Source organism: Sphingomonas beigongshangi (assembly GCF_016820445.1).
Lineage (GTDB): Bacteria > Pseudomonadota > Alphaproteobacteria > Sphingomonadales > Sphingomonadaceae > Sphingomonas > Sphingomonas beigongshangi.
In genome coordinates this window covers 308,716-335,077 of the sequence record NZ_JADHDT010000006.1, presented here as the reverse complement: position 1 = coordinate 335,077, position 26,362 = coordinate 308,716, and the positions used below count along the sequence as shown (strand labels likewise).

Sequence of the window (26,362 nt, the reverse complement as noted above, 5' to 3'; positions counted from 1 at the left end):
GATGCCTCCTGCAGTGGTGCTTCAACACCTCCACTCTGGCACATCGATGCCGTCAGGGGGCGTCCACCCCAACGCAACTGGGCGCAAACCGGCATGATCCGCATGCGATGCTCCCGGACACCCGCTCAGCGTGCCGTGATCTACCGACCTCTAGTATCCTGCCCTTGGAGCACAGGTAAGCGCTGGGATTTCTGTCCCTTGATTTCTAGACTCGACGCCCGTCGCAACAGCGCTTCCGATCTTCCGCCCCTCCTTGCCGGGCATTCCTCAACCACATGAAACGAACCTAAAAAATACGTCATGTTCGGACCTTGTGCTTGCCAGTGTACCGCAATGCAGCGCAAGACGCCGCTCAACCTTGTGACATTGTATCATGCGAGTTGCGCCCATGCGTCTGTCGGTTCTGTTGCGTTGCGTCTCCCTTGCCCCGCTGATCCTGCTGTCCGGCACCGCCCTTGCGCAGACGCGTGGCGTGCCGACCCCGACTCAGGACGGCGCCGATCCGGCGGCGGGCGCAGACACGAGGGCGAATGCGTCGGCCGCAGGCAAGCAGGGTGGCGACATCGTCGTCACCGCGGCGCGCCTCGACGCGGCGCGGGAGCATATCCAACCCAGCCTGGGCGCGTCGAACTACGAGATCACCAGCGACACGATCAAGGCGCTGCCCGGCGGCGAGAACCAGCAGTTCAACCAGATCCTGCTTCAGGCGCCAGGCGTCGTCCAGGACGGTTTCGGCCAGTTCCACGTCCGCGACGACCACAACGGCCTGCAATATCGGATCAACGGCACCGTGCTGCCCGAAGGGCTCGCGGTGTTCGGCCAGACCCTGTCGCCGCGGCTGATCGACAAGGTCAACATCCTGACGGGCGCTTTGCCCGCGCAATACGGCCTGCGCACCGCGGGCATCATCGACATCACCACGAAGAGCGGCCTGTTCCAGAACGGCGGCACCGCGTCGCTCTACGGAGGCAGCCATGACACCATCGAGCCCAGCCTGACCTATGGCGGCTCGACCGGCAGCACCAACTACTTCGTGTCGGGCGATTATCGCCACAGCGGCCTCGGCATCGAGAGCGTCGATGGCCGATCCAATCCGGTGCATGACGATACCGACCAGTACCAAGGCTTCGCCTATATCGATCACATCCTCGATGCGAATAACCGGGTGTCGTTCGTCGGCGGTTATTCGAACCAGTGGTTCCAGATCCCCGATCCCGTCGGCCAGCAGCCCTCGGCCGGCTGGAACGTCGGCGGGCAGACGAGCTTCCCGAGCGAGGCGCTCAACGAGACGCAGCTGGAAAAGACCGGGTTCGGCCAGCTGACCTTCCTCCACGACGACGAGCCGCTGACGGTGCAGGCGTCGCTGTTCGCCCGCTATTCGTCACTGCGCTATCGTCCCGACCTCGTCGGCGAGCTGCTCTACAACGGCCAGGCACAGCAGGCGTACAAGCAGGATTTCGCGATCGGCGCCCAGGTCGATGCGGTCTATCACCTTGGCGCGGCGCATACGCTGCGTGGCGGCCTGCTCGTCAGCCGCGATCGGTCGACGAGCGACACGACGACCAGCGTGTTCCCGGTCGATGGCGACGGCAACCAGGCAGGCCAGCCGGTCGTCGTGGTCGACAATGGCGGGAAGACCGCGACCAGCGTCAGCGCCTATCTGCAGGACGAATGGAAGCTCGCCCCGACGCTGACCTTCAATTATGGCGCGCGCTACGACCTCTACAACGGCTATCGGCGCGAGGGGCAATTGTCGCCGCGCGCCAACCTGGTGTGGCAACCGGACGCGACCTACACCGTCCATGCCGGCTATTCGCGCTATTTCGTGCCGCCGCCGTTCGAGCTCGTCGCCTCGGCGAGCATCGGAAAGTTCGTCGGCACCAGCGCCTATCCGGCCGTGACGGACGATATCGTGCCGTTCGCCGAACGGCAGGATTATTTCGACACCGGGTTCCAGGCCAAGGTCGGCCGCCATTTCACCTATGGCGTCGATGCCTATTACCGCATCTCGCGCAACCTGATCGACGAGGGGCAGTTCGGCGCGCCGATCATCCTGACGCCGTTCAACTACCGCCAGGGGCGGATCGGCGGCATCGAGGCGAACGCCAGCTATGCGCGCGGCGGCCTGCTCGCCTATGCCAATTTCGCCGCGGCCAAGGCGAAGGGCAGGGGGATCGTCTCCAGCCAGTTCAGCTTCTCGCCCGACGAACTCGCCTATATCGCCGGCCGTTACATTTATCTCGACCATGACCAGACGTTCACCGGTTCGGCGGGCGTGTCCTACGCCTTCCATGGCGGCACCAAGCTGGGGGCCAGCATGATCTACGGATCCGGCCTGCGCCGCGACGACGACGTCAACAACGTGCCCAACGGCGCGAAGCTCGCCCCCTATGCGCAGGTCAATCTGACCGCGAGCCAGCATCTGGCGGGGCCGAACCTGGACCTGCGCTTCGACGTCATCAACCTGCTCGACCATGTCTACGAAATCCGGGACGGGACCGGCGTCGGGGTCGGCGCGCCGCAGTTCGGACCGCGGCGCGGGGTCTTCGTCGGGGTGTCGAAGGCGTTCTGATCCGGCGCGGCCCCTGTCGCGTCGCGGCAAAGCGTGGCACAGTCGGCGGATGAGCTGTCCTGACCGATCCTCCCGCCATGTGGCCGTGCCGTCGTCGCTTCATCCTGCTCCGTCGGGGAATCGCGCATGACCGCGATCGGCATCTACGGCCGCGACGGGCGGATGGGCCGCGCCATCGCCGATCTGATCGAGGCGGAGGGGGCGACCTTCGCCGGTGGCATCGACGCGCAGGGCGATCCCCTCGCTTTGGCGCGCCGGGCGGACGTTCTGGTCGATTTCTCGATCGCCGGGGCGCTGGAGGCGCATGTCGCGGCGGCGCGGGAGGCGGGGACGCCGATCGTCATCGGCACGACGGGGCTCAGCGCGGCGCAGCACGCGCTGATCGACGCGGCGGCGCGGGATGTCGCGGTGCTCCAGACGGGCAATACCTCGCTGGGCGTCACCTTGCTCGCGCAGCTGGTCCGCGAGGCGGCGGAGAGGCTCGGCACCGACTGGGATATCGAGATCGTCGAAAGCCACCACCGGCACAAGGTCGACGCGCCGTCCGGTACCGCGTTGCTGCTGGGAGAGTCGGCGGCAGCGGGGCGGGGGACCACGCTGGGCGAGGTTCGCGTCGACGGGCGCGCCGGGCTGACGGGCGCGCGGACCGAAGGGACGATCGGCCTCGCGTCGCTGCGCGGCGGCTCTGTGATCGGCGACCATCACGTGATCTTCGCGAGCGAGGGGGAGCGGATCGAGCTGGCGCACCTTGCGCAGGATCGATCGATCTTCGCCAGGGGCGCGGTGCGCGCGGCGCTCTGGCTCGCCGGCCGGCGGCCGGGCCGCTACCGGATGGCGGACGTGCTCGGCCTGTGACGAAGACGCCATGAAGAAAGCCGACGTCTTCGAATTCTACCGCCGGCTCGCCGAAGCCAACCCGCATCCCGAGACCGAGCTCGAATCGGGCAATCCCTTTCAGTTGCTCGTCGCCGTCGTGCTGTCGGCGCAGGCGACCGACGCCGGCGTCAACAGGGCGACGCGCCGCCTGTTCGAATCGGTGAAGACGCCGGAACAGATGGTCGCGCTGGGCGAGGACCGGCTGAAGCAGCACATCAAGACGATCGGCCTGTTCAATACCAAGGCAAAGAACGTCATCGCGCTGTCGGAGGCGCTGGTCGCCACGCATGGCTCCGAGGTGCCGGCGGATCGCGACGCGCTGGAGGCGTTGCCGGGCGTCGGCCGCAAGACCGCCAATGTCGTGATGAACGTCGCCTTCGGCGCGGAGACGTTCGCGGTCGACACGCATATCTTCCGCGTCGGCAACCGGACGGGGCTGGCCAAGGGCAAGACGCCGCTCGCCGTAGAGACGCGTCTCGACAAGGCGACGCCGCAGCCCTTCCGCCTGCACGCGCACCATTGGCTGATCCTGCACGGGCGCTATGTCTGCAAGGCGCGGACGCCCGAGTGCTGGCGCTGCATCGTCGCCGACCTCTGCGCGTTCAAGCCCAAGACGCCGCCGCCTGGCACGAACGCGCGCAAGGCTGCTGCGGAACCGGAGTGATGCCGATGCGGATCCTGCTCGCCCTGTCGCTTGTCGCCACCGCCGCTGCGCCCATGGCGCGCGACACCGTTCCCGTGGCGACGCCTGCGGGTCCGCCGCTCGCCTGCATCCCGCTGGCCCAGATCCGCGAAACCCGCGTCCGCGACGACCGCACGATCGACTTCGTCGCCAATCGCGCCCGCATCTATCGCAACACCCTGCCTGCCGCGTGCCCGGGCCTGGGGTTCGAACGGCGCTTCGCCTATGCAACCAGCCTCAGCCAGTTGTGCGCCGCGGACCTGATCACCGTGCTGCAGTCGCCGGACGTTATGCCGGGCGCGCGTTGCGGGCTCGGCCCCTTCCAGCCGGTGACGCTGGTCGACCCGCGACGTTAATCAGGGCTGGCGCCCGCGTTCGCGCTTTGCTAGGCGAGCCTTCCCACGCACCCGTAGCTCAGCTGGATAGAGCGCTGCCCTCCGAAGGCTGATGTCAAGCGGAACGAATGTGAGAAGGAGGTCGAAAAACACTTGAAATACAGCGCTTTGAGAGCACCGAGGTTGGCGCTTTCAACTCTCAGATTTTTCGCGTAAGCACCGCGTAAGCATAATGCACCCGTAGCTCAGCTGGATAGAGCGCCACCCTCCGAAGGTGGAGGCCACACGTTCGAATCGTGTCGGGTGCACCAAATTCCGCCGCCGGGCGCCGTTTATGCGCGTAAGCCGCACAGGCTACGATCGGCGCAAACTCAGTGTTTGCATGATCGTAGGCACGGCGGTCATCGACGGGAAAAAAGTTCGAGTCCTGTGGGGTGCAACGAACTTTCATTACATGAAGAATCGGAATTGGTAGGGTGTGCTGCCAAGATTCGTCATGCGCTTGAGGACACGCGCAAGCACCTTCGCATAACTCATCGTTACGGGTAGCGGATCATACAGCCCATCATTGTTCCAGTTCATCTTCGACAAGGCGAGCGCCGCGCGGGCGCTGTCGTCCCACGTGCCGTGCCCGGCATGGCGGACAAGTCGGATCGGACGCGGCGTGCCGCGCTGACCCTGAAAATAGGTTTTCGATCCCAAAGTCTCCACGGCGCCGTGCATCCACAGTAGTGCCTCGCGCTCGCCAAGCCCGATCAGTGAGCCACGCTTGACTGGAAACGCCGCCGCCTTACCTCCGGGACTGGCCTGGTCGCGTTCCCAACGCGCGCCGCGCCAGCCCACATCCTCGACCACTTGGATCAAATCGACCGCTTCGCACAGCGGTAGCGCCTCGAAACAGCCGAGCACTTCGGCATCTTTGAACTCGGTTGATTTGTGGACCATCACCCGGCGCGGCGAGCGTCCGCCATGTCGGTGGCGATACAGCGTCATCGACCGCGTGATGACACGGAACATCTCGGCCTGTGACAAAAAGGGATTATCGCGTTGCACCTGCACATCTGCCGTGTCGTAGGCGATAAATTCCAGGCCAGCGCCCTCCGCGTCGAACACCTGGCTACAACAAGTCACAAATCGCGGTTTGTCGGCACCGTTCGACCGCACCGCATAGGAAATGCCGATATAGGCTGTTTCTGGATCCACGTCGGCTAGCTTCCAGGGAACGCCGCCGGCCTTGGCATACAGCGCCAGCCCGACTCGCCACATCACGCTCGCACGGCAGCGATAAGCGAGCGCCTTGTCTTCGCGAACGATCTGGATCGGCATCCCGCGCGCGGCCGTATAGGCTTTGAGATGATCGTGGAGATCGAAATCGTCCCCCGTGCCATAGAAGCCACGCTCCCATCGCTGCGGTAGGTAGATGAACAAGACGTCGAACTCGCTGCGGAACGCCTCAAGCGGCTGGATCGCACGAACGAGCTGTTCGGCGAGCAACACGTGCGGCATCGCCGATTGCGCCATCTCGCTCTCAAACGATCCGTCCAGCTCGACACGGCATTTCTTGGTTGCCGCCGTCACGCGCATGTCGAACACGGTATTGAAGCCCGGCCAATCCGGCAGATAGTCGGTTCGCTCGACCGGGCGCACGCTCTGGCTCAGCTCACGCATGAATGCGAACAGTCGCTCGGACTCGCCCTTCGGGGCCAGCGTCGCTACGCGGATCGGCGATTGCACCAAACCGCGCGAATGGGGGCCGAACCGCTTGAGCCCGCGCAGCGGATGAATGTCCCGCTCGCTCGTTCGCTCGGGATGAAACACCAGCTCGGGTTCCGGATACCATATGGTCGGGGCGATCTCGCTCGTCATGGCTGTACCAGCTTAGAGAAGGCCGTGTTTTTCCCGACTGCGAAGCGAGCATCGATCCCGTCGCCAATCGACAGCGCCGGAAGCGCTTCGCCGGCAAGGTGCTTTGCCCAAAAATCGATAAGCCGATCGAGGTCACGATTATAGCGTTTCACCGTCCGTTCGCGCGCGAAATCGGCGGTGATCGCTTTGGTCGCGTCCGTGACACCCTCAAACACGATCTTTGGATCAAGCAGCAGCCAAAGACCGTCGTCCGCCCAGTCAAGCCGGACCCCGACCCCCTCGTGCCATTTCAGGTCCGGGTGTTTGGGCATGGTGCCAGTCGTCTGACGAGTTATCGCGCGAAGCCCATCCCATGCGCTGTCGGCGGCATCTACTGGCACGAGCAAATCAGCGCTGCGGCGGCGGATCGCACGAACATTCTTGGCGGCACACAGCGCCTCTACCAAGGCGTCGCGTAGCAGGCCACGTTCGCCGGACTCATAGCGCAGGCGCCGCTTCTCGAAGGTGGCCAGATCGAACGCAGTGATTCCGAACGGGTCGAACACTCGACGGAACTCGGCATCGCTGCCGAAACCGAGCACGCCCGCTTGCGTGCGCGTCACGATCAGGCGTGCGTTCGCCTCGGCGACAGCGGAGCGCGCCGCTGCGACACCCTCGATCGTGCATACCAGCTTGCGGCAATTGGCCGGGATGGTGACGGCAAGCCCGTTGAGCCGAATGAGGGGCCAGCCCCGCTGGCCGGAGGGCTCGGGAGCGCCCGACACGCGCGACCGTCCTGTTGCCAGTGCGTTGAGAGCGGATGTGTCGAGCGCGGGCAGCAGCCGCACGAGATCACGCAATATCTCATCGAAGCTCTCAATCCGCACCAGCCCGCACTCAACGCCCGCGTCGCTGGCGCGCTGGAGAAGTCGGATGACCCGTCCGAGCGGTGGATCGCTGCCGCGATGCAGCCAGAACAGTCCGCCAGGATAACCGCCCGGCTGATCGAGCGCCGTTTCAAGCGCGTCCATCACTGAATCGTCGCGTCCGCTGTAGCCGGCGGCTACGAGGCCGGATCGTCGGCAGGTATCCACGAGCTGCTGACGAAGCGCGGCGTCCTGCTGACGCAGCTCATCGGTCGTGTTCTTAAGCCGACGCGAGCGGAAATCGCCGTGCAGCTTCACTGCGATCGGCCATTTTTGCGCGCCGATCAATTGCCCCGCCAGTTCCGGAGCGTCGAGTGCAACGACGCTCAACGTGCCAGTTGTGCCATACGTTCTCGCGCAGGCATCTTCGATCAAGTGGTCGAAATTGGTCGTCCAGACGAGCTGAGTGTGGCCCGCTTTTAGAAGCGAGGCGAGGGCAAGATGGCCATAGGCCAGCTTCGCGCCGCTAATCATGCCTTGAATAAAAGTCGTGCGATCGCGCTCTACCGGGTAGGTTGCTTCGAAGAGCGCCGCGTATTCATCCGGCGAGCCCGGCGACGGTAGTCGCTCGGAACTCGCAATGTGCGAGTCTAGCAGCGCGCGGATCGCAGGATTTCCGAGATCGGCGACACTCTGCGGCGACGCCTTGCGTTGGGCAACGAACAACGTTTGCTTGAATTGCCAGATCATATCCCAAGCGCTGGGGATGCCGGCTGAAACCGACGCACCCGCGCCAAGGAGCCACATTAATTGGCCGGGGCGCAGCGCGAAGCGCCGCGCAAAATCATCGCTCGATAGCTCGCTCGGGCTCGTTATGCTCTCCATTCGACCTGCCTAACCGATCCACAAGCCTTCGCTAGCAGATTTTGTTCTCTAATGGTTCTTAGCCGGTCAAGCGCGAAGCTGCCGATTGCCGCCATGCCCCGGGCAGGCTGCGGCACTCTCGGCAACGATCCGGTCCTAGGAGTTCACAGACGCCAGCAAGATGGCGCTCGGGGACACGCATACGTGCGACCGTCAGCGCCAGGAACAAACATTTGCTGAGACCATCGGCCTGAAAGGACGACACGATCGGATCGGCAAGAAGCAGATCCGTCGTGCTCATGACGATAAGCGCGGGATAGCGGTCGGCGCACAAGTCGGTGGCTTTACGCTCATCGATCAGCGCGCCCGCTCCCGAACCGAGCGCATATGCGATTGTTGCCGCCTCGCCATCATCAAGTGTGAGGCTCGTCGGACCAGCGACGAGGTCCAGAAACACAGCTTCGTCGGTAGAACTGAGCGAAACCTCGCGGATCAAACCTACCTCGATCAGCCTTGCAACCTCGGCGGCAGTTTGCCGACCTTTCGCGCGCCCATTCTCAAGCTCGCCGAGCGCAGTCGTCGTGATGACGAGTTCCGCCGGCGACGATCGGAGAATGTCCTCGGCGCAGCCTGTCGCGACGAGGTTGATCCAGACGCTGGCATCGCCGACGAGCGATGCCGCCCGCTCAAGCCAGGAGGATTGGCGACTCATCGTCGACCGCTCCTTCAGCTTCAAATTCATCGATCATCTCGCGTGCTTCGACGCGGTCGATATGAAGAAGGCGCGCCAACTGCCCCTCGCTCAGAAGACCACGCCGCCACGCCTCACTCGCAAGGAGGCTCATGCGCATCGACACTTGCCGAGCGGCATCGGTCTTAGCTGGATCGGGCGGTATCGCGTCGCCGAGCACTTCGTGTGCTTGCTCGTCCGTGATGCCGCCGTGCTCCTTAAACCAGTCCCAAGTGCCGGATTTAGTAAGGCCGAGTTCCTCGAGTCTCCGCACCATTGCTTCGCGCGACACACCGAAGGCGTGTGCAAGAATAATGATATGGCGGCGAGTGAGCCGCGCGGCACCGGCGGTGACATCCTGAAAGCGGGCGGCAACCGCTCGGGCGGGCGTCAGAAAGCAGCGCGCGAAGGCGTTAGCGTAGCGCTCTTCCCGCGAAGCTTCAGGCGAATCCGCATAAAGCGCATCCGGTGCGCGGCGGGTGGAAATGAAGTGGCCGGTCTCATGGGCCCCGGTCTGCGTGCGCCGGTCGCGAGGATGCAACGCGTTCAACAGAATGCAGGCACCGGCAACTTCGTCGAACGCATAGAGTCCCGAAATCCGGGCCGGCAACTGCCGGACGAAGACGCGCGCGCCCAGTTGGACTTCCAGCAGGCTGACCATATCGTGGACCGGTGCCATGCCAAGCCCTAGCCACTGGCGCAGTTCGCTCGCGTCCTGCTCGGCTTGGAGCAAGACGTTGCCGGGCAGCAGGGGGCGCTCCGGCGGGTCGTTGCGCGCGCGCTTGATACCGAGCAGGTTTTCCAGTTCCAGCTCCGCCTGGACGAGGCTGTTAAGCAAAGCGACGGCCTCTTCGACTTCTGCATCGCCTTCACCGGCCCGCCGGAAGCGGGGGCGCAAATCGACCTTCGCACTGCCCTGGCGCAGCAGCACGTTGAGTGACACGCGATACAGGGCAGCGAGCTTCTGAAGTTCTTCGAGGCGCGCGCGGCGCTGCCCTTGCTCGATGGCGACTAGCGTGGTGCGCGCGACATTCAGCGCCTGGGCCGCCGCGGCCTGGGTCAGCTTCGCATTCTCCCTGGCGTCGCGTAGCAGCTCTCCAAGCGCTTCCGAGGTCAGGCTGCCTGTCACCGCTGCCACGGCGAGACCTGCGCGAGCTTGGCGACGAAGGAATTCGGCCCGAGACTCTCTTGGAACGCGAGCCATTCGGCGCGATGACGCGCAAGCAACGCCAAGAGGTTCGCCTCCGCCTCGGACGACGACATCCTGAGAGCATCGGCGGTTTCACGGGCGACGCGGGCAACCGCGCGACTATGGATAGCAGAACCGGAGAGCGAGGCCAGATGGTCGAGGTGGAGTACGCCGGCGATGGCATGTTCGCGGAGCGACGGGGTCATCAGCGTGAAGCCCGCGACCGCGCCTTTCTCGATCTCGGGGGCGGACAGGTCCTCCCAGATGTAGTTGGCGGCAGGCTCCTCAACGCCGGCCGCATGCATGCTGAGGCGGCGCAACATGCAGGCAGCGCAGATACCGCATTGCCGGCGCTTGTGCTCAAAGCTTACCTGCCGAGCACCCTGCCAGCACGAGCGGGTGTTCGCCCAGTTGGGCGGCTGCGCGAGGTTCTGCGCCGCTGTGACGGTCTCGCCCTTGGTCGACCAGATGCGGGGATACTCGTAGTGCGGCGCCTTGCCGGTCAAGGCTGCGAACAGCGCTTCGATCCGACGGGTAAAGGCGGGATGGACCCGATAGTCAGGGTGGCTTTGCCCCAAGGTGACGAGGATCGGACCAAGGGCGCCCTGACCGCTCTCGGTCACTACGATCCGCTCTACATTGGCGAGCGCCGCAGCGATGCCTGTAATCACTGCGAACTTGAAACCCCGCGACCGCGCCGACGATTCGACCCTTTGGCCGACATCGAACCGCACCTGATAGGGCACCGACATGAAGCGGCGTTCGCGGGGATCCTTTGAGTGAGTGTCGCCGCCCTTGGTGCCAAGGCGGACGCGCACGAGCCCGCCCTTTTCGGCCTCATCGACGAGCGCCGAAACAGCGCGGGAGTCCACACCGTCGCTATACGGCATGATCACGCGGTCGCGAACGTCGAAGCCGAGGGAGCCCTGTCCCACGCGCTCAATGTCGCGCATGCGTTGCACGAAGCTGACGATCCACTGATCGCCCGTTAGGAACGAAAGAGCATCCTCGAGTGCATTGTGGACTGCGGAATCCTCCCAACGATCGAGCGAATGGACGCCAACACGTAGGTCGAAGGACCGCGCCCAGCCCCACGCCGGGCGTTTGACGCTAAGATCGCAATATTCGACAGCGGCCGCGATGACGAGGAGGTCGACAAGTTCTGGACGCCAGCCGGTATAGAAATAGCTCTCCAGCCCAGCGATTGAGAGATTGATCGCGGACCCGAGGTTGGCGGCGATCGCGCCGTCGCGAACGGCCGCGTCAAGCTCAACCGCATCGACCACGAACGCGGTCTCGCGTGAGGCATGATAGGTGCGGGCGGTCATAGCGGAACTCCAGCGTCGAGATCGGTGAATTGGGCGCGGGTGCGGCGCGTCAGCGGCTCGCCCGTCCGCAGTGCGGCACGCGCAAGACCAGACAGATCGATTTGGCCGTGCGCCGCCTCGAAGCGGTTCCGCACAAACTCCGCGTTGCGGATGCTGTCGTCACGGCGGACATGCTCTTCGACCTGACGGTAATTGCAGAGCAGGCGGTCGGAGAGTGCTTCCTCGGCGGCGAACTGGACGGCATCGGCGCCAGTGCGTCCGGTTACTACGGCATCGATCGCGTTGCGAACGAACGACGCCTCCAGCGGCGAGGCGCAGCCGCGCCGGAGCGCACCGAGATCTGCCAGAACCTGGTCCGCGAAGAGGGCCTGCTGCCCCAAAGGAGCAACAACGGAGGTGACTGACCCAACAAGTGCCTGCCGGACTTCGGCGCGCCAGTCGGCGTGTGACGCGCGCGTCACGCTTTCGACGATCTCGTCTTGAGAGAACGCCTCCTTGTAAGCGCACTTTGCTGCATGCCGCCAACGAGGCTTCATCGGAAGAGATTTGTACGGGCCATCGCTCATCGAATCGTGCTCCCCGCACCTTAAATGAAACGACCTTCTGACATTGTCAATATAGATTGATCGATAACCTGACATCTCGCTGTTCTGGTAGGTGACGCGTGACCGCGGCGGATGAGGCGTGGACGCCTTAAACTTCAGTATGTTGCGCGTGAGCGAGCAACAAGTTGCCACCCCCACGCTGGAAAGCGATGGCGCCATGTGTATCCATCGGGTACACGTGGCGCCATGAAGGACACGGGGCTTCGCATCCGCATCGAACGCGATCTAAGGGAGAAATTCCTTGCAGTCTGCCGCGATCAGGACCGACCCGCCGCGCAAGTCATTCGCGAATTCATGAAGGGCTATATCAGCGCCCACGGTAGTGATGCGGGTGCGGCAAGTGGCGGGCTTGAAAGGAAATGAACGCGGTCGAGATCGAGGAAGCTGTCAGCGCACTGGCCGAACGTCCGTTCGACCCAGCCGAGTTTCCGTTCGCGTTCCTGCAAGCCTTCGGCAACAAGGAAACTACCATCAAGCGCCTGCGAAGCGGCGTTTCGAATAAATCCGACCTCGGCGGCGTCCTTCAAACCAACAACATCCATATCGTCACCTGCGCTGCGGGTGAGGTCACACATACCCTTTCCACGCTCAAGGCGAGTTCCACCACCTTGCGGGCCAAGGCGCGGTTTGTGCTCGCGACCGATGGAGACACGTTCGAGGCGGAAGACCTCGAGAGTGGCGAGACTGTTGCATCCGCCTATGGCGAGTTTCCTGACCATTTCGGCTTCTTCCTGCCGTTGGCGGGAATTTCGACCGTCAAGCAAATCCGCGACAACTCGTTCGACATCAGGGCGACTAGCCGCCTCAATCGCCTCTATGTAGAGCTTCTGAGGGACAATCCCGATTGGGGTACGGCCGAGCGCCGCCCCGACATGAATCATTTCATGGCGCGCCTGATCTTCTGCTTCTTTGCCGAAGACACGGACATCTTCAGCAAGACAGGGCTATTCACCGACACCATCGATCAGATGAGCGCGAAGGACTCCTCGAACACCCATGAGGTGATCGGCACGCTCTTCCGCGCTATGAACATCAAGAGCGAAGACAGGAGTTCGGCGTCGCTGCCCCGTTGGGCCGAGCCCTTTCCCTATGTGAACGGCGGACTGTTCTCGGGGAACATGGACGTGCCGCGTTTCAGCCGTATCGCACGATCCTATTTGATCCATATCGGCAAGCTCGACTGGAAACAGATCAATCCCGACATTTTCGGCTCGATGATCCAGGCCGTCGCCGACGACGAGGAGCGCGGCGCGCTCGGGATGCACTACACCAGCGTTCCTAATATCCTGAAGGTGCTTAACCCGCTGTTCCTCGACGACCTGCGCGAGCGCCTTGAAGAAGCGGGTGAAAACCCGCGGACGCTTCTCAACCTGCGCAAGCGCATGTCGAAGATCAGGGTATTCGATCCTGCCTGTGGCAGCGGAAATTTCCTCGTGATCGCCTACAAGGAAATGCGCGCCATTGAAGCGAAGATCAACAAGCTGCGGGACGAAGCCGATCGACCGTCCGAAATTCCCGTGACGAACTTTCGGGGGATCGAGCTGCGCGACTTCCCAGCGGAAATCGCGAGGCTTGCGCTCATAATCGCGGAATACCAATGTGACGTGCTCTATCGCGGCCAGAAACTGGCACTTGCGGACCTACTGCCGCTTGACGCCCAGAACTGGATTTTCCGAGGCAATGCCCTGCGACTGGATTGGCTGAGCATCTGCCCGCCGACCGGCACGGGCGTGAACCTGGTAGGCGATGACCTCTTCAGCACGCCGCTGGATCAAGCCCAGATAGACTTCGAGAATGAGGGCGGCGAAACCTACATCTGCGGAAACCCGCCTTACCTCGGAAGCAAGTGGCAGAACGACGATCAAAAGGACGATCTGAAAGCGATTTTTGATAGCCGCACGCCGGCATGGAAGTCCCTCGACTATGTCGCCGGCTGGTTCATGAAGGCGGCAGATTACGGTCTGAGATCGAATGCCTCTGCTGCATTCGTCTCCACCAATTCCGTGTGCCAAGGACAACAGGTTCCGATCCTGTGGCCCTTGATTTTTGAGACGGGCCACCAGATTTCCTTCGCCCATACCTCGTTCAAATGGGCCAATCTGGCAAGCCACAACGCCGGTGTGATTGTGGCCATCGTCGCCATCTCACGGGATGCGCCAGCCTCCAAGCGGCTGTTCTCCATTGCCGATGATGGTGCGGTGATCGAACGGCAGGTAAGCAACATCAACGCCTACCTTGCGGCAGGCTCCAACACTTCGGTCGAGGCGGCACGGAGCCCGATCGGAGGGCTATCTCCGATGCTCTTTGGGAACATGCCACGAGACGGCGGCCACTTCATTTTGTCCGCAGATGAGCGGAGGCAGGTCCTCGACCAATATCCCGAGCTGGCTCGGTTCGTTCGGCCGTATCTGGGCTCCGAGCAGATGATCCAGGGGAAGCCCCGCTGGTGCGTGTGGATCGAGGCTAAAGATTCAGAGTTCGCGGCCGAGCACCCTTTTTTGCAAGCGTTATTAGGCCGAGTGCGCGATTTCCGTACCAGCAGTGCAGCCGCATCGACGCGGGATTTCGCTTCCAAGCCCTATCGTTTTGTCCAGATCGCGGGCACAGCCGAGCGCTACACACTGGCCGTGGCGAAAGTGTCGTCCGAACGACGGTCCTACCTACCGGTCCACCTATTCGATCGGGAGACGATCGTAAGCGATCTGTTGTTCGCCCTCTACGATGCACCATTGTGGAATATGTCTATCGTGGCGTCGCGGCTTCACCTGGTCTGGGTCGCTACCGTCTGCGGAAAGCTGAAAACAGACTTCCGATACTCCAATACGATCGGCTGGAATACCTTTCCGGTTCCGATCCTCACCAACAAAAACAAGGCCGACCTGACACGATGCGCGGAAAATATTCTCCTCGCCCGTGAGGCTCATTTTCCTGCAACGATCGCCGATCTCTACGACCCTGAGCACATGCCGACTGACCTGCGGGAGGCGCATGAGCACAACGACGAGGTTCTGGAGCGCATTTATATCGGGCGGAGATTTCGCAACGATACGGAGCGGCTGGAGAAGCTGTTCGATCTTTACACCAAGATGACCACCGCGCAGGGCGAAACCAGAAAACGCAGGGCGGGGGCAAGCGCATGACCGACGAGAAGAAATCCGTACCCTCCGTTTCGGTTTCCTATGCCCGCAACGGTGCTTCGACAAAAGCCAATGCACTCGGCATGCGGCCCATGCAGGAGCGCGCCTACGAAAAGCGCGGCGAGCAATACCTTCTTATCAAATCGCCGCCCGCATCGGGAAAAAGCCGCGCGCTCATGTTCATCGCGCTCGACAAGCTGGCGCATCAGGACGTGAGGCAAGCCATCATCGTCGTGCCGGAAAAATCGATCGGCTCAAGCTTCAACGACGAGCCCCTCACCAGATACGGCTTCGAGGCCGACTGGCACGTCGAGCCGAGGTGGAACCTCTGCAACGCGCCAGGCGGGGACAACGGCGGGAAGGTCAAATCCGTCGCCGCCTTCCTCGAAAGCGACGACAAGGTGCTGGTTTGTACCCACGCCACGTTCCGCTTCGCTGTGGACGAGTACGGCGTCGAGAAATTCGACGACCGGCTGATCGCAGTGGACGAGTTCCACCACGTGTCCGCCAATCCCGACAACAAACTCGGTCAACACCTTGGTCAGTTCATGGCCCGTGACCGCGTGCATATCGTCGCCATGACGGGCTCATATTTTCGCGGAGATGCCGAAGCTGTTCTCGCCCCCCACGACGAGACCAAATTCGAAAGCGTCACCTATACCTATTACGAGCAGCTCAACGGCTACGAGTATCTCAAGCAGCTCGACATCGGATACTTCTTCTACTCCGGCTCGTATGCCGACGACATTCTCGGCGTCCTCGACCCTGCTGAGAAGACCATCATCCACATTCCGAACGTCAATTCGCGTGAGAGTACGAAGGATAAGATCAAGGAGGTGGAACACATCATCGGCGAGTTGGGCGAATGGCAGGGAGCCGATCCGCTCACAGGTTTCCAGCTCGTCAAAACGCCCGAGGGGCGCATCCTGCGCATTGCCGATCTCGTCGATGACGATCCGGCCAAGCGGGATCGCGTGTCGCTGGCGCTCAAGGATCCCGCGCAGAAGAACAACCGCGATTTCGTGGACATCATCATCGCGCTCGGGATGGCGAAGGAAGGCTTCGACTGGATTTGGTGCGAGCATGCGCTGACAGTCGGATACCGCTCCAGCCTTACCGAGATTGTCCAGATCATCGGTCGTGCGACGAGAGACGCGCCGAATAAGACCCGCGCGCGCTTTACCAATCTGATCGCGGAACCCGACGCTTCGGAGGCGGCTGTTACCGAAGCGGTCAACGACACGCTCAAGGCCATCGCCGCCAGCCTTCTCATGGAACAGGTGCTTGCGCCGCGCTTCGAGTTCAAGCCGAAGAATCCGGCAAGCGGCCCTACGCCTGGCTTCGACTATGGCGAAGGCGGGTACGATCCCGCGAAGTGCAATGTCGGCTTCAACGAGCAGACCGGCCACTTCCAGATTGAGATCAACGGGCTTGCCGAGCCCAAATCCAACGAAGCCGCGCGCATATGTCAGGAAGACCTCAACGAGGTGATCGCGGCCTTCGTGCAGGACAAGACCGCGATCGAGAGAGGCCTGTTCGACGAGGAGCTTGTGCCCGAGGAACTTACGCAGGTGCGTCTCGGCAAGATCATAAAGGATAGGTATCCCGAGCTGAGCGACGAGGACCAGGAGGCCGTGCGCCAGCACGCCATCGCCGCGCTTACCCTGACGCAGCAAGCGAAGAAGCAAACCGATGGCGAGCCGGGCGCCAACACCGCCCTGATCGACGGCGTGCGTAAGTTCGCGCTCAGTGTCACAGAACTCGACATCGATCTTATCGACCGGATCAACCCGTTCGGCGAGGCCTACGCCATCCTTGCCAAAACGATGAGCGAGGAAAGCCTCAAGCAGGTCGCCGCCGCCATCGCCGCCAAACGCACGACCCTCACGCCCGAAGAGGCCAAGGAACTGGCCGTGCGCGCCGTGAAGTTCAAGAATGAGCGCGGACGGCTTCCCTCTATCAGTTCGACCGATGCGTGGGAAAAGCGCATGGCCGAGGGCGCGGCCGCCTTTGTCCGCTTCAAGGATGAGGGACGCTATGAGTGATCTCGACCTTGATGAGCTGCGCGAAGAACTGGCGGAGTTTGCCCAGCCGGAAAAGAAGGGCGGGCGCACCCCGCGCGAGGAGCGCATCATTGCGGGTTTCGAGGAAATCCAGCGATTCACTGAGGAGCATGGCCGCGCTCCGAAACACGGCGAAGACGGGGATGTCTTTGAGCGGCTCTATGCCGTCCGGCTCGATCGCCTTCGCGGTCTGGAAGAGTGCCGCTCCCTTCTAGCGCCGCTCGACCATCAAGGATTGCTGTCTGGCGGGGAGAACACTTCCGCTTCGCCCGTCGAGGAAATGGACGAGGACGAGCTGTTCGCCGAGCTGAAAGGCGCGGCAGGATCGGCGGACATCACCGAGCTTCGTCATGTGCGAACGACCGCCGAAAAGCGTGCAGCAGAGGAAATTGCTCACCGCGAGCGGTGTGACGATTTTGATCGGTTCAGACCGTTATTCGAAGCCATTCAGGCCGAGATCGATTCCGGCCTGCGCGAAACGCGTCCGTTCGAAATGAAAGCGGAGATCGGCTCTGGCGCATGGTTCATCGTCAGCGGGCAAAAGGCCTATGTCGCCGATATGGAGGAGGTCTTCATCAACGCGCAGGGCAAGACCGATGCGCGGCTCCGTGTAATTTTCGACAACGGCACCGAGAGCAACATGCTCATGCGCTCGCTCCAGCGGGCGCTCCATAAGGACGAGGCCGGAAGGCGCATTACCGACCCTGTTGCAGGGCCGCTGTTTTCCGGTGAGCACGCCGGCGATGATCTGGCTTCCGGCACCATCTACGTTCTCCGGAGCAAGTCCGATCATCCCACCGTCGCCGCCAATCGCGATCTGGTTCACAAGATCGGCGTGACGAATATGAGCGTCGAACAGCGCATCGCGGGCGCGCGTTTGCAACCCACATTCATCATGGCCGACGTGAAGATCGTCGCCACCTACGACCTCTTCAACATCAACCGTGCGAAGCTGGAGCGTCTCATCCACCGCGTTTTCAATCCCGCGCGGCTGGACATCACCATCACCGATCGCTTTGGAAATCCTGTCGTGCCGCAAGAATGGTTCCTCGTGCCGCTGTTCGTAATCGACGAAGCGGTCGAGCGCATCAAAGACGGCTCGATCACGGGGTTCGTTTACGACCCGAGCAAAGCCGCGCTCGTTCCATCGGGGGACGGGGCATGAAGCTACGCACTTTCCTTCATAGCGATCAGAATTCGCCGACGACCTTGTCGGAGATACAAAGAGCGCACGATTGGATCGCCTCTGAGGAATTTTTCGGGATATTCGCGTACGCCACCCAATCCGGAGCTTCCTCATTCAGCATCGCCATGGCGCCTGCCTTTTGGGTCGGAACGCAATCGCGCTGGCTGTTCGGACTAGATTACGGACGGACCCAGCCTCAAGCTCTCAGGATCATTAGCGGAAAACCGAATGCCGAGGTTCGCGTTTATGATGGTGCCTGGATCGTCGAGCAGAACGGATTTCTACCGCGCCGGGATTTTCACGCGAAATCATCGATATTAGCGAACCGGACCAACGGGCGGTTTGGCATGATCGTCGGTTCCGGAAACTTTTCCTCGAATGGCCTGCGTAAGAGCATCGAGGCGGGTGCCACTCTTCGCACCGACGTTCAGGCTGAATACGAAAGCAAAATCCGCAACATCGAGACGATGGCAACTGACCTTTGGGCGCAAGCGACGCCTTTGGCCGATATTCTTGATGTTTACGAGGAACGCTGGAAGGCAGACTTTGCGGCAGTAACGGCGGAGGAAGAAGCGCAAGCCGACCAGCCAGCTTCCGATATTTTCTGGATTGAGGCTGGTTACGTCACGCAAAATCGCGGGCCGGATCATCCTGGCAATCAGATTGATTTCCCGAGAGGCATGAGCCGGTATTTCGGCTTCAATCCACCTGACGATCTGGCCAAAAACTCAGTGATTGGAACCATCACCTTTGACCCGCCGAGTGGCGGTCTTGTTTCGCGAGACCTCAGACTCGGCAACAATCTGATGGAGAAGATCACTCTACCGATCCCCGAAACCCACGGTCTCGATCTCTATGACGGCAAGGTTCTGGTTTTCCAGCGCTCGGCAAATCGCTTTAAAATGTGGGCGCTGGAAGCTGACGATTTCGTCACGGCCTTCGGTAGCAGACTATATGACGTCAAGGCCATGGGAAGCGGGAGACGGTACGGACAAATCGCTGCTTAATAGATCAATATGGCCGCCCCCTTGACGGAGCCCGCTTGCACCCCTGCAGTAGTGGTCAAAGGCGGTGACGGCGGCGTTATGCGCGGCTTGTCGGTCCGAGACGGCTCTAAGGTAGTGCAAACGGCGATTCGTATTCGTTATCTTTATCCAGGGTGGGGCGCCACGCCCCTCAGGGCTGGCGCAATGGGTTAGAGCGAAGCTCCCCAGTGTCGGCTAAGACGGAGAGATTTCAGGCAGGTTCGTAAGTTCGCGATCAGCGACTTTTTGCTGTCGTGTCTCGTGCCGGTTGGATCACCTTTACGACGCTCAGCGTGCGTTCGTGTCCATCGCGATCTGGCCAGAGTATTGAGTCACCTTCGCGCAAGCCGATGAGCCCGGCGCCGACAGGAGTGATTACGGAGATCCGGTTCGCAGCAATATCGGCCTCGGCAGGGTAGACGAGTTCGACGGTGCGACGGGTGCCGGTTGCCTGATCGACAAACTCGACCGTCGAATGCATGGTCACGACATCCGGAGGAATGTCCTCGGCGGTGTGAATCCTGGCGCGTTCGATCTCGGCCATCAACAGGCGGCTAACATCTGACTGGCGGGCGTGGGCACGCATTCCGAGATCGGCCAGGGCATCGGCTTCGGTGTCGATCATATGAATGGGAGGGCGCGCGGCAGCTTTAACGATGGTCATCACGAAGGCTCGTAGTGTGAGGGTTGCGAACGCTGGCGAGGCGTGGCGGATCGGGCTATGCCCTTACCCCGAACCCAGCACGCGAACGTCCGGACCCGGGGCTAACAGCCCGACATGAGCTGGCACCCGCGATTGCAGAATCGGACGTGAGCCTTCGGCGCTTGCATAACCAAGCGACCATGGGCTGCGGCCAAAGCCCCGTCAATCGCCCCGCGAGGCGCAGAGCGATGTGTTACGTAACCCGGTGAACCCGGCTTGGCTGAGAACGGCGAGCGCACAGCCTTAGCTGACAAGCATTCTGAGCGCCGCGGAACTGATCAGCATCAGGAGCAGCATGGCGAAGACGTGATCCCACATGCAGAGGCTTGTACGCGAAACTGGCTGTCGCGTGACCAGCGCGACACCAACGAGAACAAGTGCGGATGCAGCAAACAATAAATGCACGAAGAACAGGAAAAGAAAGGGCGGCCGATGATCGAGCGCAAAGGTAGGTGCGCAGAGTAGGAGGATCAATGCACAGCGACATCGCAGTTGAAGGGTCAGCGACATCGTAGATGACGTGTGGGGGGAAGCGGAGGCCGGGCGTAGCCCGGACGTAGCTTCCCCCCACACGGGCGCGGGTTTCCCCGTGCCGTTGGCGGCGACAGCGGTCAGGATGGTCCGATCTTCAACGCCAAGAAGAGGATCGGATGCCTGGCCGTCCCATCACCGACCAACAGCAGAGGTACTACATGTCCCTTCGTCAAAAACACCCGCAAAAAGCGGCCGCCGCCATGGCGGGCTTTTCCACCAGCACGGGCTACCGGACAGAGAAAGATCCCCGGTCGCCATCGGAGCGTCGCCGGGAGCGACGTCATGGCGGCGGCAGGCCAGATCCGCTCGCCGAACTGTGGGATAAAGAAATCGTGCCTTTGCTCGAGAGCACGCCGGGCCTGAAGCCCATCTCTATTCTTGGGGAGCTGGAGCAACGCCACCCCGGTCTCGATCTAACACCAGCCCGCAGGACCCTGGAACGCCGGATACGGCTATGGAAGGCCGAGTATGGACCAGAGCGTGAGGTCATCTTCCGGCAGGACCATCCGCCAGGCCGACAGGGCATGTCGGATTTCTTTGACGCCCGCGATCTGAAGGTCACCATCTCCGGCAATCCGAGCCCGCACCTGATCTATCACTTCGCGCTGGTCTATTCCGGGTGGGAGCATGCCGAGGTCGTGCTGGGAGGAGAAAGCTTCACGGCGCTGGCCTGCGGCCTTCAGAATGCGCTGTGGCAGCTTGGCGGCGTGCCGCACGAGCATCGCACCGATAGCCTCTCCGCGGCGTTCGCCAACCTGGAGCAAGATGCCCAGGAAGATCTGCGGACCCGCTATGCCGCCCTGTGCGCCGATTACCAGATGGAGCCCACCCGCAACAATCGCGGGGTCGCCCATGAGAATGGGTCCATAGAAAGCCGTCATGGTCACCTTAAGGATCGGCTCGATCAGGCACTCCAGTTGCGCGGGACACGTGACTTCGCCTCCATCGAGGACTGGCGCACGTTCCTCGCCCAGATCGTGGGCCGCCACAATGCCCGGCGGCGCGATGCCTTGCGCATCGAAGCTGAGCACCTGCGCCCGTTACCTTCACGCCGCAGCTGCGATTATGATGAAGCTACGGTGCTCGTCACCTCATCGGGCGGCTTCGTGCTGCGCAAGGTCTTCTACACCGTGCCTTCCCGGCTCATCGGCCATAGCCTGCGAGCCAGGATCTTCGATGACCGGATCGACCTTTATCTGGCCGGGCAGCCCATCGAGACCCTGCCACGCGGGAGGGCGCCCGATCGCGGACGGGGCGGTCATGACCACGTAGTCAATTATCGGCACGTGATCCACAGCCTGCGTACCAAGCCCCACGCGCTGGCAAACCTTGTCTATCGCGACAAGCTCTTCCCTCGCAGCGAATATCGCCGCTGCTGGGATGCTCTGGAGGGTGCGCTTCCCAAAGCCGCCGCATGCCGCAGCATGGTGGGGCTGCTGTGGCTTGCGCATGACCAGGCCTGCGAGGCTGAGCTCGCCGCGACCCTGACCGGCATACTCGATGGCCAGGGTTTACCCGATCTGAGGGATCTGCAGGAGCGCTTCCAACGCCCCGGCAAAGAGCCGGCCGATGTGGTCGTCGATATTCCCCAGCCTGACACATACGACGATCTGCTCACCGCCAGGGAGATGGCCGCATGAGCATCACTGTCGACACCGCCCAGCTGCCCATGTTGCTTGGCACGCTGCGTCTGCCCACCATTGCCCGTCTCTGGCCGGACTTCTGTTCACGAGCGGACAAGGAGGGGTGGCCGGCTTCGCGCCTGCTGGCAGCCTTGGCCGAACTGGAACTCGCCGAACGCGAACAACGCCGGATCCAGCGCCATCTTACAGAAGCACGGCTGCCTCCCGGCAAGACCCTGGATGCCTTCGACTTCAGCCTCGTTCCCACCTTGAGCAAGGCCCAGGTCATGGCTCTGACCCAAGGAGATGCCTGGCTCAAGGCGGGCCACAATCTTCTGGCATTTGGTCCGCCCGGTGCCGGCAAGAGCCACGCCGCAGCCGCCATCGGCAACGAGCTCGTCGCGCGCGGATACCGGGTCTTCTTCACCCGAACCACCGATCTCGTCCAGCGTTTGCAGGCCGCACGTCAGTCCCTGACCTTGACCCAGGAGATCGCCAGGCTCGACCGCTTCGACCTGCTCATCCTCGATGACCTGTCCTACGTCCGCAAGGACCAGGCAGAGACCAGCGTCCTGTTCGAACTCATCTCTGCCAGATACGAAAGGCGCTCCATCATGATCACCGCCAACCAACCATTCAGCGGTTGGGATTCCATTTTTTTGGATAAGGCAATGACTGTCGCTGCCATCGACAGGCTCGTTCACCACGCCACTATCCTGGAAATGAACGTCGAGAGCTATCGCAGGCGATCCGCCCTGGCCTCAGCGACATCGCTCCGCGACAGTGCTCCTGATCCAGCGACATCGCCCAGCGACATCGAAACCATGCCAGCGACATCGCTGCGCGACAACGCCTCTTGATCCAGGCCAACCTCGTGTGACACTATCCCCAACGTCACCGCTGACACATCACCATCAATGTCGCTGACCAGTCACCGACGATGTCGCGCTACAAGGATCAATCCGACTTGCCCGCAAAACGCGCGGAGATGTATCCGCGAGCGGCTGTCCTGCTCACGCAACAACCTCATCCACCGGAATCGCGTGACCGCTTCCCACATGGTCGGCGAGTGCCCTATCATTGCTCCAAGGCTCGCCGGTCACGGCCGCGCGAGGCCAATGCAACGAACGGTAGCTCGACCGACATCAGGATGGCGTATGATCGGGCCAAACCGCGCAAATATTGCGTTAGGGCAGATTAGCTTCGTCTAAGACCTTCGCTTTCAGTCTTTCTCGTCCTGAGATCCTTTAAGTCGACCTCGATCTCCAGCTAGAGGTTCTTTTGGAGCCTCGGTTACCGACCGGTCTTTGGCTTTGTTGATGAGCCGAGACTTCGCGAGCGTGTCGAGCTTCGCCATTATGCCTCGGGTGACTTGGCGCCGCCGTACGAACAACGCCATTAGCGACACGAGTAAAGCGAAGCGCGCGAGCATGAGGATCCAGTCGCCGATATCAGCGTGAAAGCTGTTCAACGCCATGGACGGCGACCAAGGAAGGAGCGCCCGCTTCGTTTCCCCGGGATCAGAACGTAGATGATCCCGAGCGCAAGAAACCAAAGCAAGGCGACCGCGCGCAACGGCGGCGCGGCCGCTGGTATATGATGAGCCGCCACGAGCAGGCCGATCAGGCCTGAGACGCCGATGATCTTAACGGCCGCGGAAAGAATGCTGAGGGGCGACATTCTAGGGTCAGGACCCATTGATGTGAGCGTCGCGATCTGATTCAGGCTCCGCAAGGAGACCGGGATGAGCGACCTGTTTTGGCTGACGGACGAGCAGATCGAGCGGCTGCGGCCGTTCTTTCCCAAGAGCCACGGCGAGCCTCGAGTGGATGACCGGCGGGTGCTGAGCGGCATCGTGTTCGTCAACCGCAACGGGCTGCGCTGGCGCGATGCTCCTGGCGCGTACGGCCCGCACAAGACGCTGTACAATCGGTGGAAGCGTTGGGGGGAGGCCGGTGTGTTCACGCGAATGATGGAAGGTCTGGCTGCAGCTGGCGCCGAGCCGCAGACGGTCATGATCGACGCAACCTACCTGAAGGCGCACCGCACGGCATCGAGCCTGCGGGTTAAAAAGGGGATCTCGGCCGCCTGATCGGCCGCACCAAAGGCGGCATGAACACCAAGCTTCACGCCATCGCCGATGCGAACGGGCGCCCCTTGAGCTTCTTCATGACCGCGGGCCAGGTCAGCGACTACACCGGCGCGGCAGCGCTACTCGATGACATGCCGAAGGCGCAGTGGCTGCTTGGTGATCGCGGCTACGACGCCGACTGGTTCAGGGACGCCCTCCAGGCCAAAGGCATCCAACCCTGCATCCCAGGCCGCAGGTCGCGCAACGAACCGATCCGGTACGACAAGCGCCGCTATCGGCGTCGCAGCCGCATCGAGATCATGTTCGGCCGCCTCAAGGACTGGCGCCGGGTCGCTACCCGCTACGACCGCTGCCCCACCGCCTTCTTCTCCGCAATCGCCCTCGCTGCCACCGTCATCTTCTGGCTGTGATCAACGAGTCCTGACCCTAGAGCACCCTGGGCGGGGTCGGTGCAAAGGCCCTTATGAGCCGAAGGAAGCTCAGGCGGCAGCGCGCAGCATGGATTGACGGGGCGATCACTCCACCGCTCCCTGACGGCCTTCGGCCTGGGCATAGGCGAGCAGAACTGAGGCCTCTGGCGAGAGGGTCTCCGGCCGCCAAATTGCGTAGACCGCAGCGTGAGGCTCCGGAGCGCTGATCGGTCGGTAGATGACGCCGGGATAATAAACGCCTAGTGCGCAAGAGCGTGTCAGCGCGATCCCGAACCCCAATCCTACGAGATGCATGAGAGTGTCGCGATGGACCTGGGTTGGAATGATCAACCGTGGCCGGCCTTCGAGTATTGTCGCTATTTCGTTCGCCGTGCGGATGACGCGTGTTTCATCGATCGCCATCAGAAACGTTTCGCATCTGAGTGCTTCGCGATGAAGGGCGTGGTGACCGGCGAGCCGATGACCCTCCGGCAAGGCCACTACTATCGTCTCGTTCCAGCAGTGCTCGGACACGATGGAAGCGTTATCCACCCGCTCTTGTATGAAAGCGACGTCAATTGTTCCGCGCGCAACTTGATCGACGATATCGTCGTCGTCACCCTCGACAAAACGTACATCTATCGCTGGTTCTGTTTTTTGGAGCCGAGCGAGCACGTTTCGAAGCGGGCCATGGCTCAGGGAGGCGTCCAGTCCGATCCGAAGCGATGCCGATGTGCTGCCGCCGGTGAAATGACTGCAAGCGTCGCGCAGGCTATGTGAGAGCCTCTTTTGAGGCCCACCGGAAGGGGCGGACAACTTGAGAAAGCGGCGATTGTTGCTTGGCTCAAACGTTGTAGGGCGTGTTCCAACTGGTCTATCCATACGTGGAATGCCTTCGGCTTTTTGGCTCGCGGGGACCGGCGGTCGGCGCTCCGGGCGAAGCAACAGGCGTGCTGCAATCAAGAGCACTGCCAAGAAGATGATGAAGACGGACGCGCCAGACATTGGTCATTCCGTGTAATCGAGCGGACGGTCAATCGAAGCCGCGACGTTGATCGAAGTTCGCTTGCTCTCAGGTTGATCGCGGCTGCTCCAATCATGTTTGCGATTTTTTCAGGCGGAGCGTTCCTCCGATCCGCGGTCTTTTGTTGCTTTGCGCCTGTCCCGGCGGCTCGCCAGAAACAGCTTTACGCGGAGGTAGATGTTCAACCACAGCAACCCGCCGATGATGAGCAGGAGCATCAGGAGGCCTTCTGGATTCATCATTGTGCCTCATCGTGCTCCCCGCAGCAGAACCTGGTTTCTGGCGCGCGGCGGGCGCGGAAACACCGATGATGGATTGGCAGGCGCCACGGTCCATCTCATTGCGTCCGAGGCCTCCTCGGAGGGAATGTGAAGAGGTGTCGCCGGGGAGCGCCTCGGTAGCTCGATCTGATCAAAGATGTGGCGACCGAGCACGAGCAAGGCGCTGCCCGCGCTCATGCCGACGAAGCCCAACGCCGCCAGAAGCATCTCAAAGAGCGTGGCTTCATGCAGCGGAAGCGCATGGACAAGTGCGTAGAGGCGGCTCAACGCAAGTGCGGCAATGATCACGCCCAGCAAGCCCGCTAGTCGTAACCCTGCATCCCTTGCAACAGTTGCTGCGATTGGCATGCCGCCCTCCATGATGGCGGCAATCCAACTAAAGGCACGATCATA

Annotated in this window: 22 protein-coding genes and 1 tRNA gene; 13 read left to right on the top strand and 10 right to left on the bottom strand. The window is 62.0% G+C overall.

Going from position 1 to position 26,362, the window contains the following annotated elements; all coding sequences use genetic code 11:
* Positions 1-388 precede the first annotated feature (388 nt).
* The 5 genes from IQ292_RS13135 to IQ292_RS13115 all read left to right on the top strand — a co-directional run bounded on the left by IQ292_RS13135 (position 389) and on the right by IQ292_RS13115 (position 4,776).
* Positions 389-2,572, top strand: coding sequence for a TonB-dependent receptor (locus IQ292_RS13135; RefSeq protein ID WP_203310741.1), 2,184 nt, complete (start codon positions 389-391; stop codon positions 2,570-2,572).
* 126 nt (positions 2,573-2,698) lie between these two features.
* Positions 2,699-3,427 carry a 4-hydroxy-tetrahydrodipicolinate reductase gene (gene dapB, locus IQ292_RS13130; protein ID WP_203310740.1) on the top strand — a complete coding sequence of 243 codons (729 nt, stop codon included), beginning with the start codon at positions 2,699-2,701 and terminating at the stop codon, positions 3,425-3,427.
* Positions 3,428-3,437: 10 nt separating this feature from the next.
* The gene (gene nth / locus IQ292_RS13125; protein ID WP_203310739.1) at positions 3,438-4,112 is read left to right on the top strand and encodes an endonuclease III; all 675 of its coding nucleotides are present in this window, start codon (positions 3,438-3,440) and stop codon (positions 4,110-4,112) included.
* Positions 4,112-4,486, top strand: a complete 375-nt coding sequence (locus tag IQ292_RS13120) for a hypothetical protein (RefSeq protein WP_420853693.1) — start codon at positions 4,112-4,114, stop codon at positions 4,484-4,486. The genes nth and IQ292_RS13120 overlap by 1 nt, the downstream gene beginning before the upstream one ends.
* Positions 4,487-4,699: 213 nt before the next feature.
* A tRNA-Arg gene (locus IQ292_RS13115) sits at positions 4,700-4,776 on the top strand.
* A gap of 139 nt (positions 4,777-4,915) precedes the next feature.
* Here the strand turns inward: IQ292_RS13115 and IQ292_RS13110 are convergent.
* The 6 genes from IQ292_RS13110 to IQ292_RS13085 are packed head-to-tail and all read right to left on the bottom strand — an operon-like array spanning position 4,916 to position 11,853.
* Positions 4,916-6,331 (bottom strand): argonaute/piwi family protein, encoded by a 1,416-nt coding sequence (locus IQ292_RS13110; protein ID WP_066514271.1) that lies wholly within the window; start codon positions 6,329-6,331, stop codon positions 4,916-4,918.
* Positions 6,328-8,061, bottom strand: coding sequence for an SIR2 family protein (locus IQ292_RS13105; protein WP_203310738.1), 1,734 nt, complete (start codon positions 8,059-8,061; stop codon positions 6,328-6,330). The genes IQ292_RS13110 and IQ292_RS13105 overlap by 4 nt, the downstream gene beginning before the upstream one ends.
* A gap of 58 nt (positions 8,062-8,119) precedes the next feature.
* On the bottom strand, positions 8,120-8,752 hold the full coding sequence (locus tag IQ292_RS13100) for a PIN domain-containing protein (RefSeq protein ID WP_203310737.1): 633 nt from the start codon (positions 8,750-8,752) through the stop codon (positions 8,120-8,122).
* On the bottom strand, positions 8,727-9,908 hold the full coding sequence (locus IQ292_RS13095) for an ImmA/IrrE family metallo-endopeptidase (RefSeq protein WP_203310736.1): 1,182 nt from the start codon (positions 9,906-9,908) through the stop codon (positions 8,727-8,729). The genes IQ292_RS13100 and IQ292_RS13095 overlap by 26 nt, the downstream gene beginning before the upstream one ends.
* A complete protein-coding gene (locus IQ292_RS13090; RefSeq protein ID WP_203310735.1) occupies positions 9,896-11,287 on the bottom strand; it encodes a 7-cyano-7-deazaguanine synthase in 1,392 nt (463 codons plus the stop codon). Before IQ292_RS13090 ends, IQ292_RS13095 begins: the two co-directional genes overlap by 13 nt.
* On the bottom strand, positions 11,284-11,853 hold the full coding sequence (locus IQ292_RS13085; protein ID WP_203310734.1) for a hypothetical protein: 570 nt from the start codon (positions 11,851-11,853) through the stop codon (positions 11,284-11,286). The genes IQ292_RS13090 and IQ292_RS13085 overlap by 4 nt, the downstream gene beginning before the upstream one ends.
* Before the next feature lie 225 nt (positions 11,854-12,078).
* Between IQ292_RS13085 and IQ292_RS13080 the strand changes: the two genes are divergently transcribed.
* From IQ292_RS13080 to IQ292_RS13060, 5 genes are read left to right on the top strand one after another with little or no spacing between them, the layout of a single operon-like run.
* Entirely contained in the window at positions 12,079-12,255 is a 177-nt protein-coding gene (locus tag IQ292_RS13080; RefSeq protein WP_203310733.1) for a hypothetical protein, read from the top strand.
* Positions 12,252-15,032: a class I SAM-dependent DNA methyltransferase gene (locus IQ292_RS13075; protein WP_203310732.1), complete on the top strand. Its 2,781-nt coding sequence runs from the start codon at positions 12,252-12,254 to the stop codon at positions 15,030-15,032. The genes IQ292_RS13080 and IQ292_RS13075 overlap by 4 nt, the downstream gene beginning before the upstream one ends.
* Positions 15,029-17,074: a pseudomurein-binding repeat-containing protein gene (locus IQ292_RS13070; protein WP_203310731.1), complete on the top strand. Its 2,046-nt coding sequence runs from the start codon at positions 15,029-15,031 to the stop codon at positions 17,072-17,074. Before IQ292_RS13075 ends, IQ292_RS13070 begins: the two co-directional genes overlap by 4 nt.
* Complete coding sequence (locus IQ292_RS13065) at positions 17,067-18,257, top strand: GIY-YIG nuclease family protein (RefSeq protein ID WP_203310730.1); 1,191 nt, start codon at positions 17,067-17,069, stop codon at positions 18,255-18,257. The genes IQ292_RS13070 and IQ292_RS13065 overlap by 8 nt, the downstream gene beginning before the upstream one ends.
* Positions 18,254-19,285, top strand: coding sequence for a hypothetical protein (locus IQ292_RS13060; RefSeq protein WP_203310729.1), 1,032 nt, complete (start codon positions 18,254-18,256; stop codon positions 19,283-19,285). Before IQ292_RS13065 ends, IQ292_RS13060 begins: the two co-directional genes overlap by 4 nt.
* Positions 19,286-19,538: 253 nt before the next feature.
* Here the strand turns inward: IQ292_RS13060 and rnk are convergent, their stop codons facing one another.
* The gene (rnk, locus tag IQ292_RS13055) at positions 19,539-19,967 is read right to left on the bottom strand and encodes a nucleoside diphosphate kinase regulator (RefSeq protein ID WP_203310772.1); all 429 of its coding nucleotides are present in this window, start codon (positions 19,965-19,967) and stop codon (positions 19,539-19,541) included.
* 689 nt (positions 19,968-20,656) lie between these two features.
* On the opposite strand from rnk, the gene istA reads away from it, so the two are divergent.
* From istA to IQ292_RS13040, 3 genes are all read left to right on the top strand, one after another.
* Positions 20,657-22,180, top strand: a complete 1,524-nt coding sequence (gene istA / locus IQ292_RS13050; RefSeq protein WP_081628012.1) for an IS21 family transposase — start codon at positions 20,657-20,659, stop codon at positions 22,178-22,180.
* A complete protein-coding gene (gene istB / locus IQ292_RS13045) occupies positions 22,177-23,022 on the top strand; it encodes an IS21-like element helper ATPase IstB (RefSeq protein WP_006949666.1) in 846 nt (281 codons plus the stop codon). The genes istA and istB overlap by 4 nt, the downstream gene beginning before the upstream one ends.
* An 884-nt stretch (positions 23,023-23,906) precedes the next feature.
* A protein-coding gene (locus IQ292_RS13040; RefSeq protein WP_203310728.1) for an IS5 family transposase occupies positions 23,907-24,664 on the top strand; the annotation gives its coding sequence in 2 pieces (ribosomal slippage) (positions 23,907-24,240 and positions 24,240-24,664; 759 coding nt in all).
* A 105-nt stretch (positions 24,665-24,769) separates the two neighbouring features.
* Here IQ292_RS13040 and IQ292_RS17925 read toward each other — a convergent pair.
* The 3 genes from IQ292_RS17925 to IQ292_RS13030 form a co-directional block, all read right to left on the bottom strand.
* Positions 24,770-25,546, bottom strand: coding sequence for a LysR family substrate-binding domain-containing protein (locus IQ292_RS17925; RefSeq protein WP_420853694.1), 777 nt, complete (start codon positions 25,544-25,546; stop codon positions 24,770-24,772).
* A 231-nt stretch (positions 25,547-25,777) separates the two neighbouring features.
* Positions 25,778-25,906, bottom strand: a complete 129-nt coding sequence (locus tag IQ292_RS17810) for a hypothetical protein (RefSeq protein WP_275298328.1) — start codon at positions 25,904-25,906, stop codon at positions 25,778-25,780.
* A gap of 30 nt (positions 25,907-25,936) precedes the next feature.
* On the bottom strand, positions 25,937-26,317 hold the full coding sequence (locus IQ292_RS13030) for a hypothetical protein (protein ID WP_203310726.1): 381 nt from the start codon (positions 26,315-26,317) through the stop codon (positions 25,937-25,939).
* Positions 26,318-26,362 lie beyond the last annotated feature (45 nt).

Bases quoted from the DNA above. Each gene is read 5' to 3' on its own strand.
- IQ292_RS13135 (WP_203310741.1), top strand. From the start codon at position 389: ATGCGTCTGTCGGTTCTGTTGCGTTGCGTCTCCCTTGCCCCGCTGATC.
- dapB (WP_203310740.1), top strand. From the start codon at position 2,699: ATGACCGCGATCGGCATCTACGGCCGCGACGGGCGGATGGGCCGCGCC.
- istB (WP_006949666.1), top strand. From the start codon at position 22,177: ATGAGCATCACTGTCGACACCGCCCAGCTGCCCATGTTGCTTGGCACG.
- IQ292_RS13030 (WP_203310726.1), bottom strand. From the start codon at position 26,317: ATGCCAATCGCAGCAACTGTTGCAAGGGATGCAGGGTTACGACTAGCG.
- rnk (WP_203310772.1), bottom strand. From the start codon at position 19,967: ATGACCATCGTTAAAGCTGCCGCGCGCCCTCCCATTCATATGATCGAC.
- istA (WP_081628012.1), top strand. From the start codon at position 20,657: ATGCCTGGCCGTCCCATCACCGACCAACAGCAGAGGTACTACATGTCC.
- IQ292_RS13110 (WP_066514271.1), bottom strand. From the start codon at position 6,331: ATGACGAGCGAGATCGCCCCGACCATATGGTATCCGGAACCCGAGCTG.
- IQ292_RS17810 (WP_275298328.1), bottom strand. From the start codon at position 25,906: ATGCTCCTGCTCATCATCGGCGGGTTGCTGTGGTTGAACATCTACCTC.
- IQ292_RS13075 (WP_203310732.1), top strand. From the start codon at position 12,252: ATGAACGCGGTCGAGATCGAGGAAGCTGTCAGCGCACTGGCCGAACGT.
- IQ292_RS13080 (WP_203310733.1), top strand. From the start codon at position 12,079: ATGAAGGACACGGGGCTTCGCATCCGCATCGAACGCGATCTAAGGGAG.
- IQ292_RS13120 (WP_420853693.1), top strand. From the start codon at position 4,112: ATGCCGATGCGGATCCTGCTCGCCCTGTCGCTTGTCGCCACCGCCGCT.
- nth (WP_203310739.1), top strand. From the start codon at position 3,438: ATGAAGAAAGCCGACGTCTTCGAATTCTACCGCCGGCTCGCCGAAGCC.
- IQ292_RS13085 (WP_203310734.1), bottom strand. From the start codon at position 11,853: ATGAGCGATGGCCCGTACAAATCTCTTCCGATGAAGCCTCGTTGGCGG.
- IQ292_RS13090 (WP_203310735.1), bottom strand. From the start codon at position 11,287: ATGACCGCCCGCACCTATCATGCCTCACGCGAGACCGCGTTCGTGGTC.
- IQ292_RS13070 (WP_203310731.1), top strand. From the start codon at position 15,029: ATGACCGACGAGAAGAAATCCGTACCCTCCGTTTCGGTTTCCTATGCC.
- IQ292_RS13060 (WP_203310729.1), top strand. From the start codon at position 18,254: ATGAAGCTACGCACTTTCCTTCATAGCGATCAGAATTCGCCGACGACC.
- IQ292_RS13105 (WP_203310738.1), bottom strand. From the start codon at position 8,061: ATGGAGAGCATAACGAGCCCGAGCGAGCTATCGAGCGATGATTTTGCG.
- IQ292_RS13100 (WP_203310737.1), bottom strand. From the start codon at position 8,752: ATGAGTCGCCAATCCTCCTGGCTTGAGCGGGCGGCATCGCTCGTCGGC.
- IQ292_RS17925 (WP_420853694.1), bottom strand. From the start codon at position 25,546: ATGGATAGACCAGTTGGAACACGCCCTACAACGTTTGAGCCAAGCAAC.
- IQ292_RS13065 (WP_203310730.1), top strand. From the start codon at position 17,067: ATGAGTGATCTCGACCTTGATGAGCTGCGCGAAGAACTGGCGGAGTTT.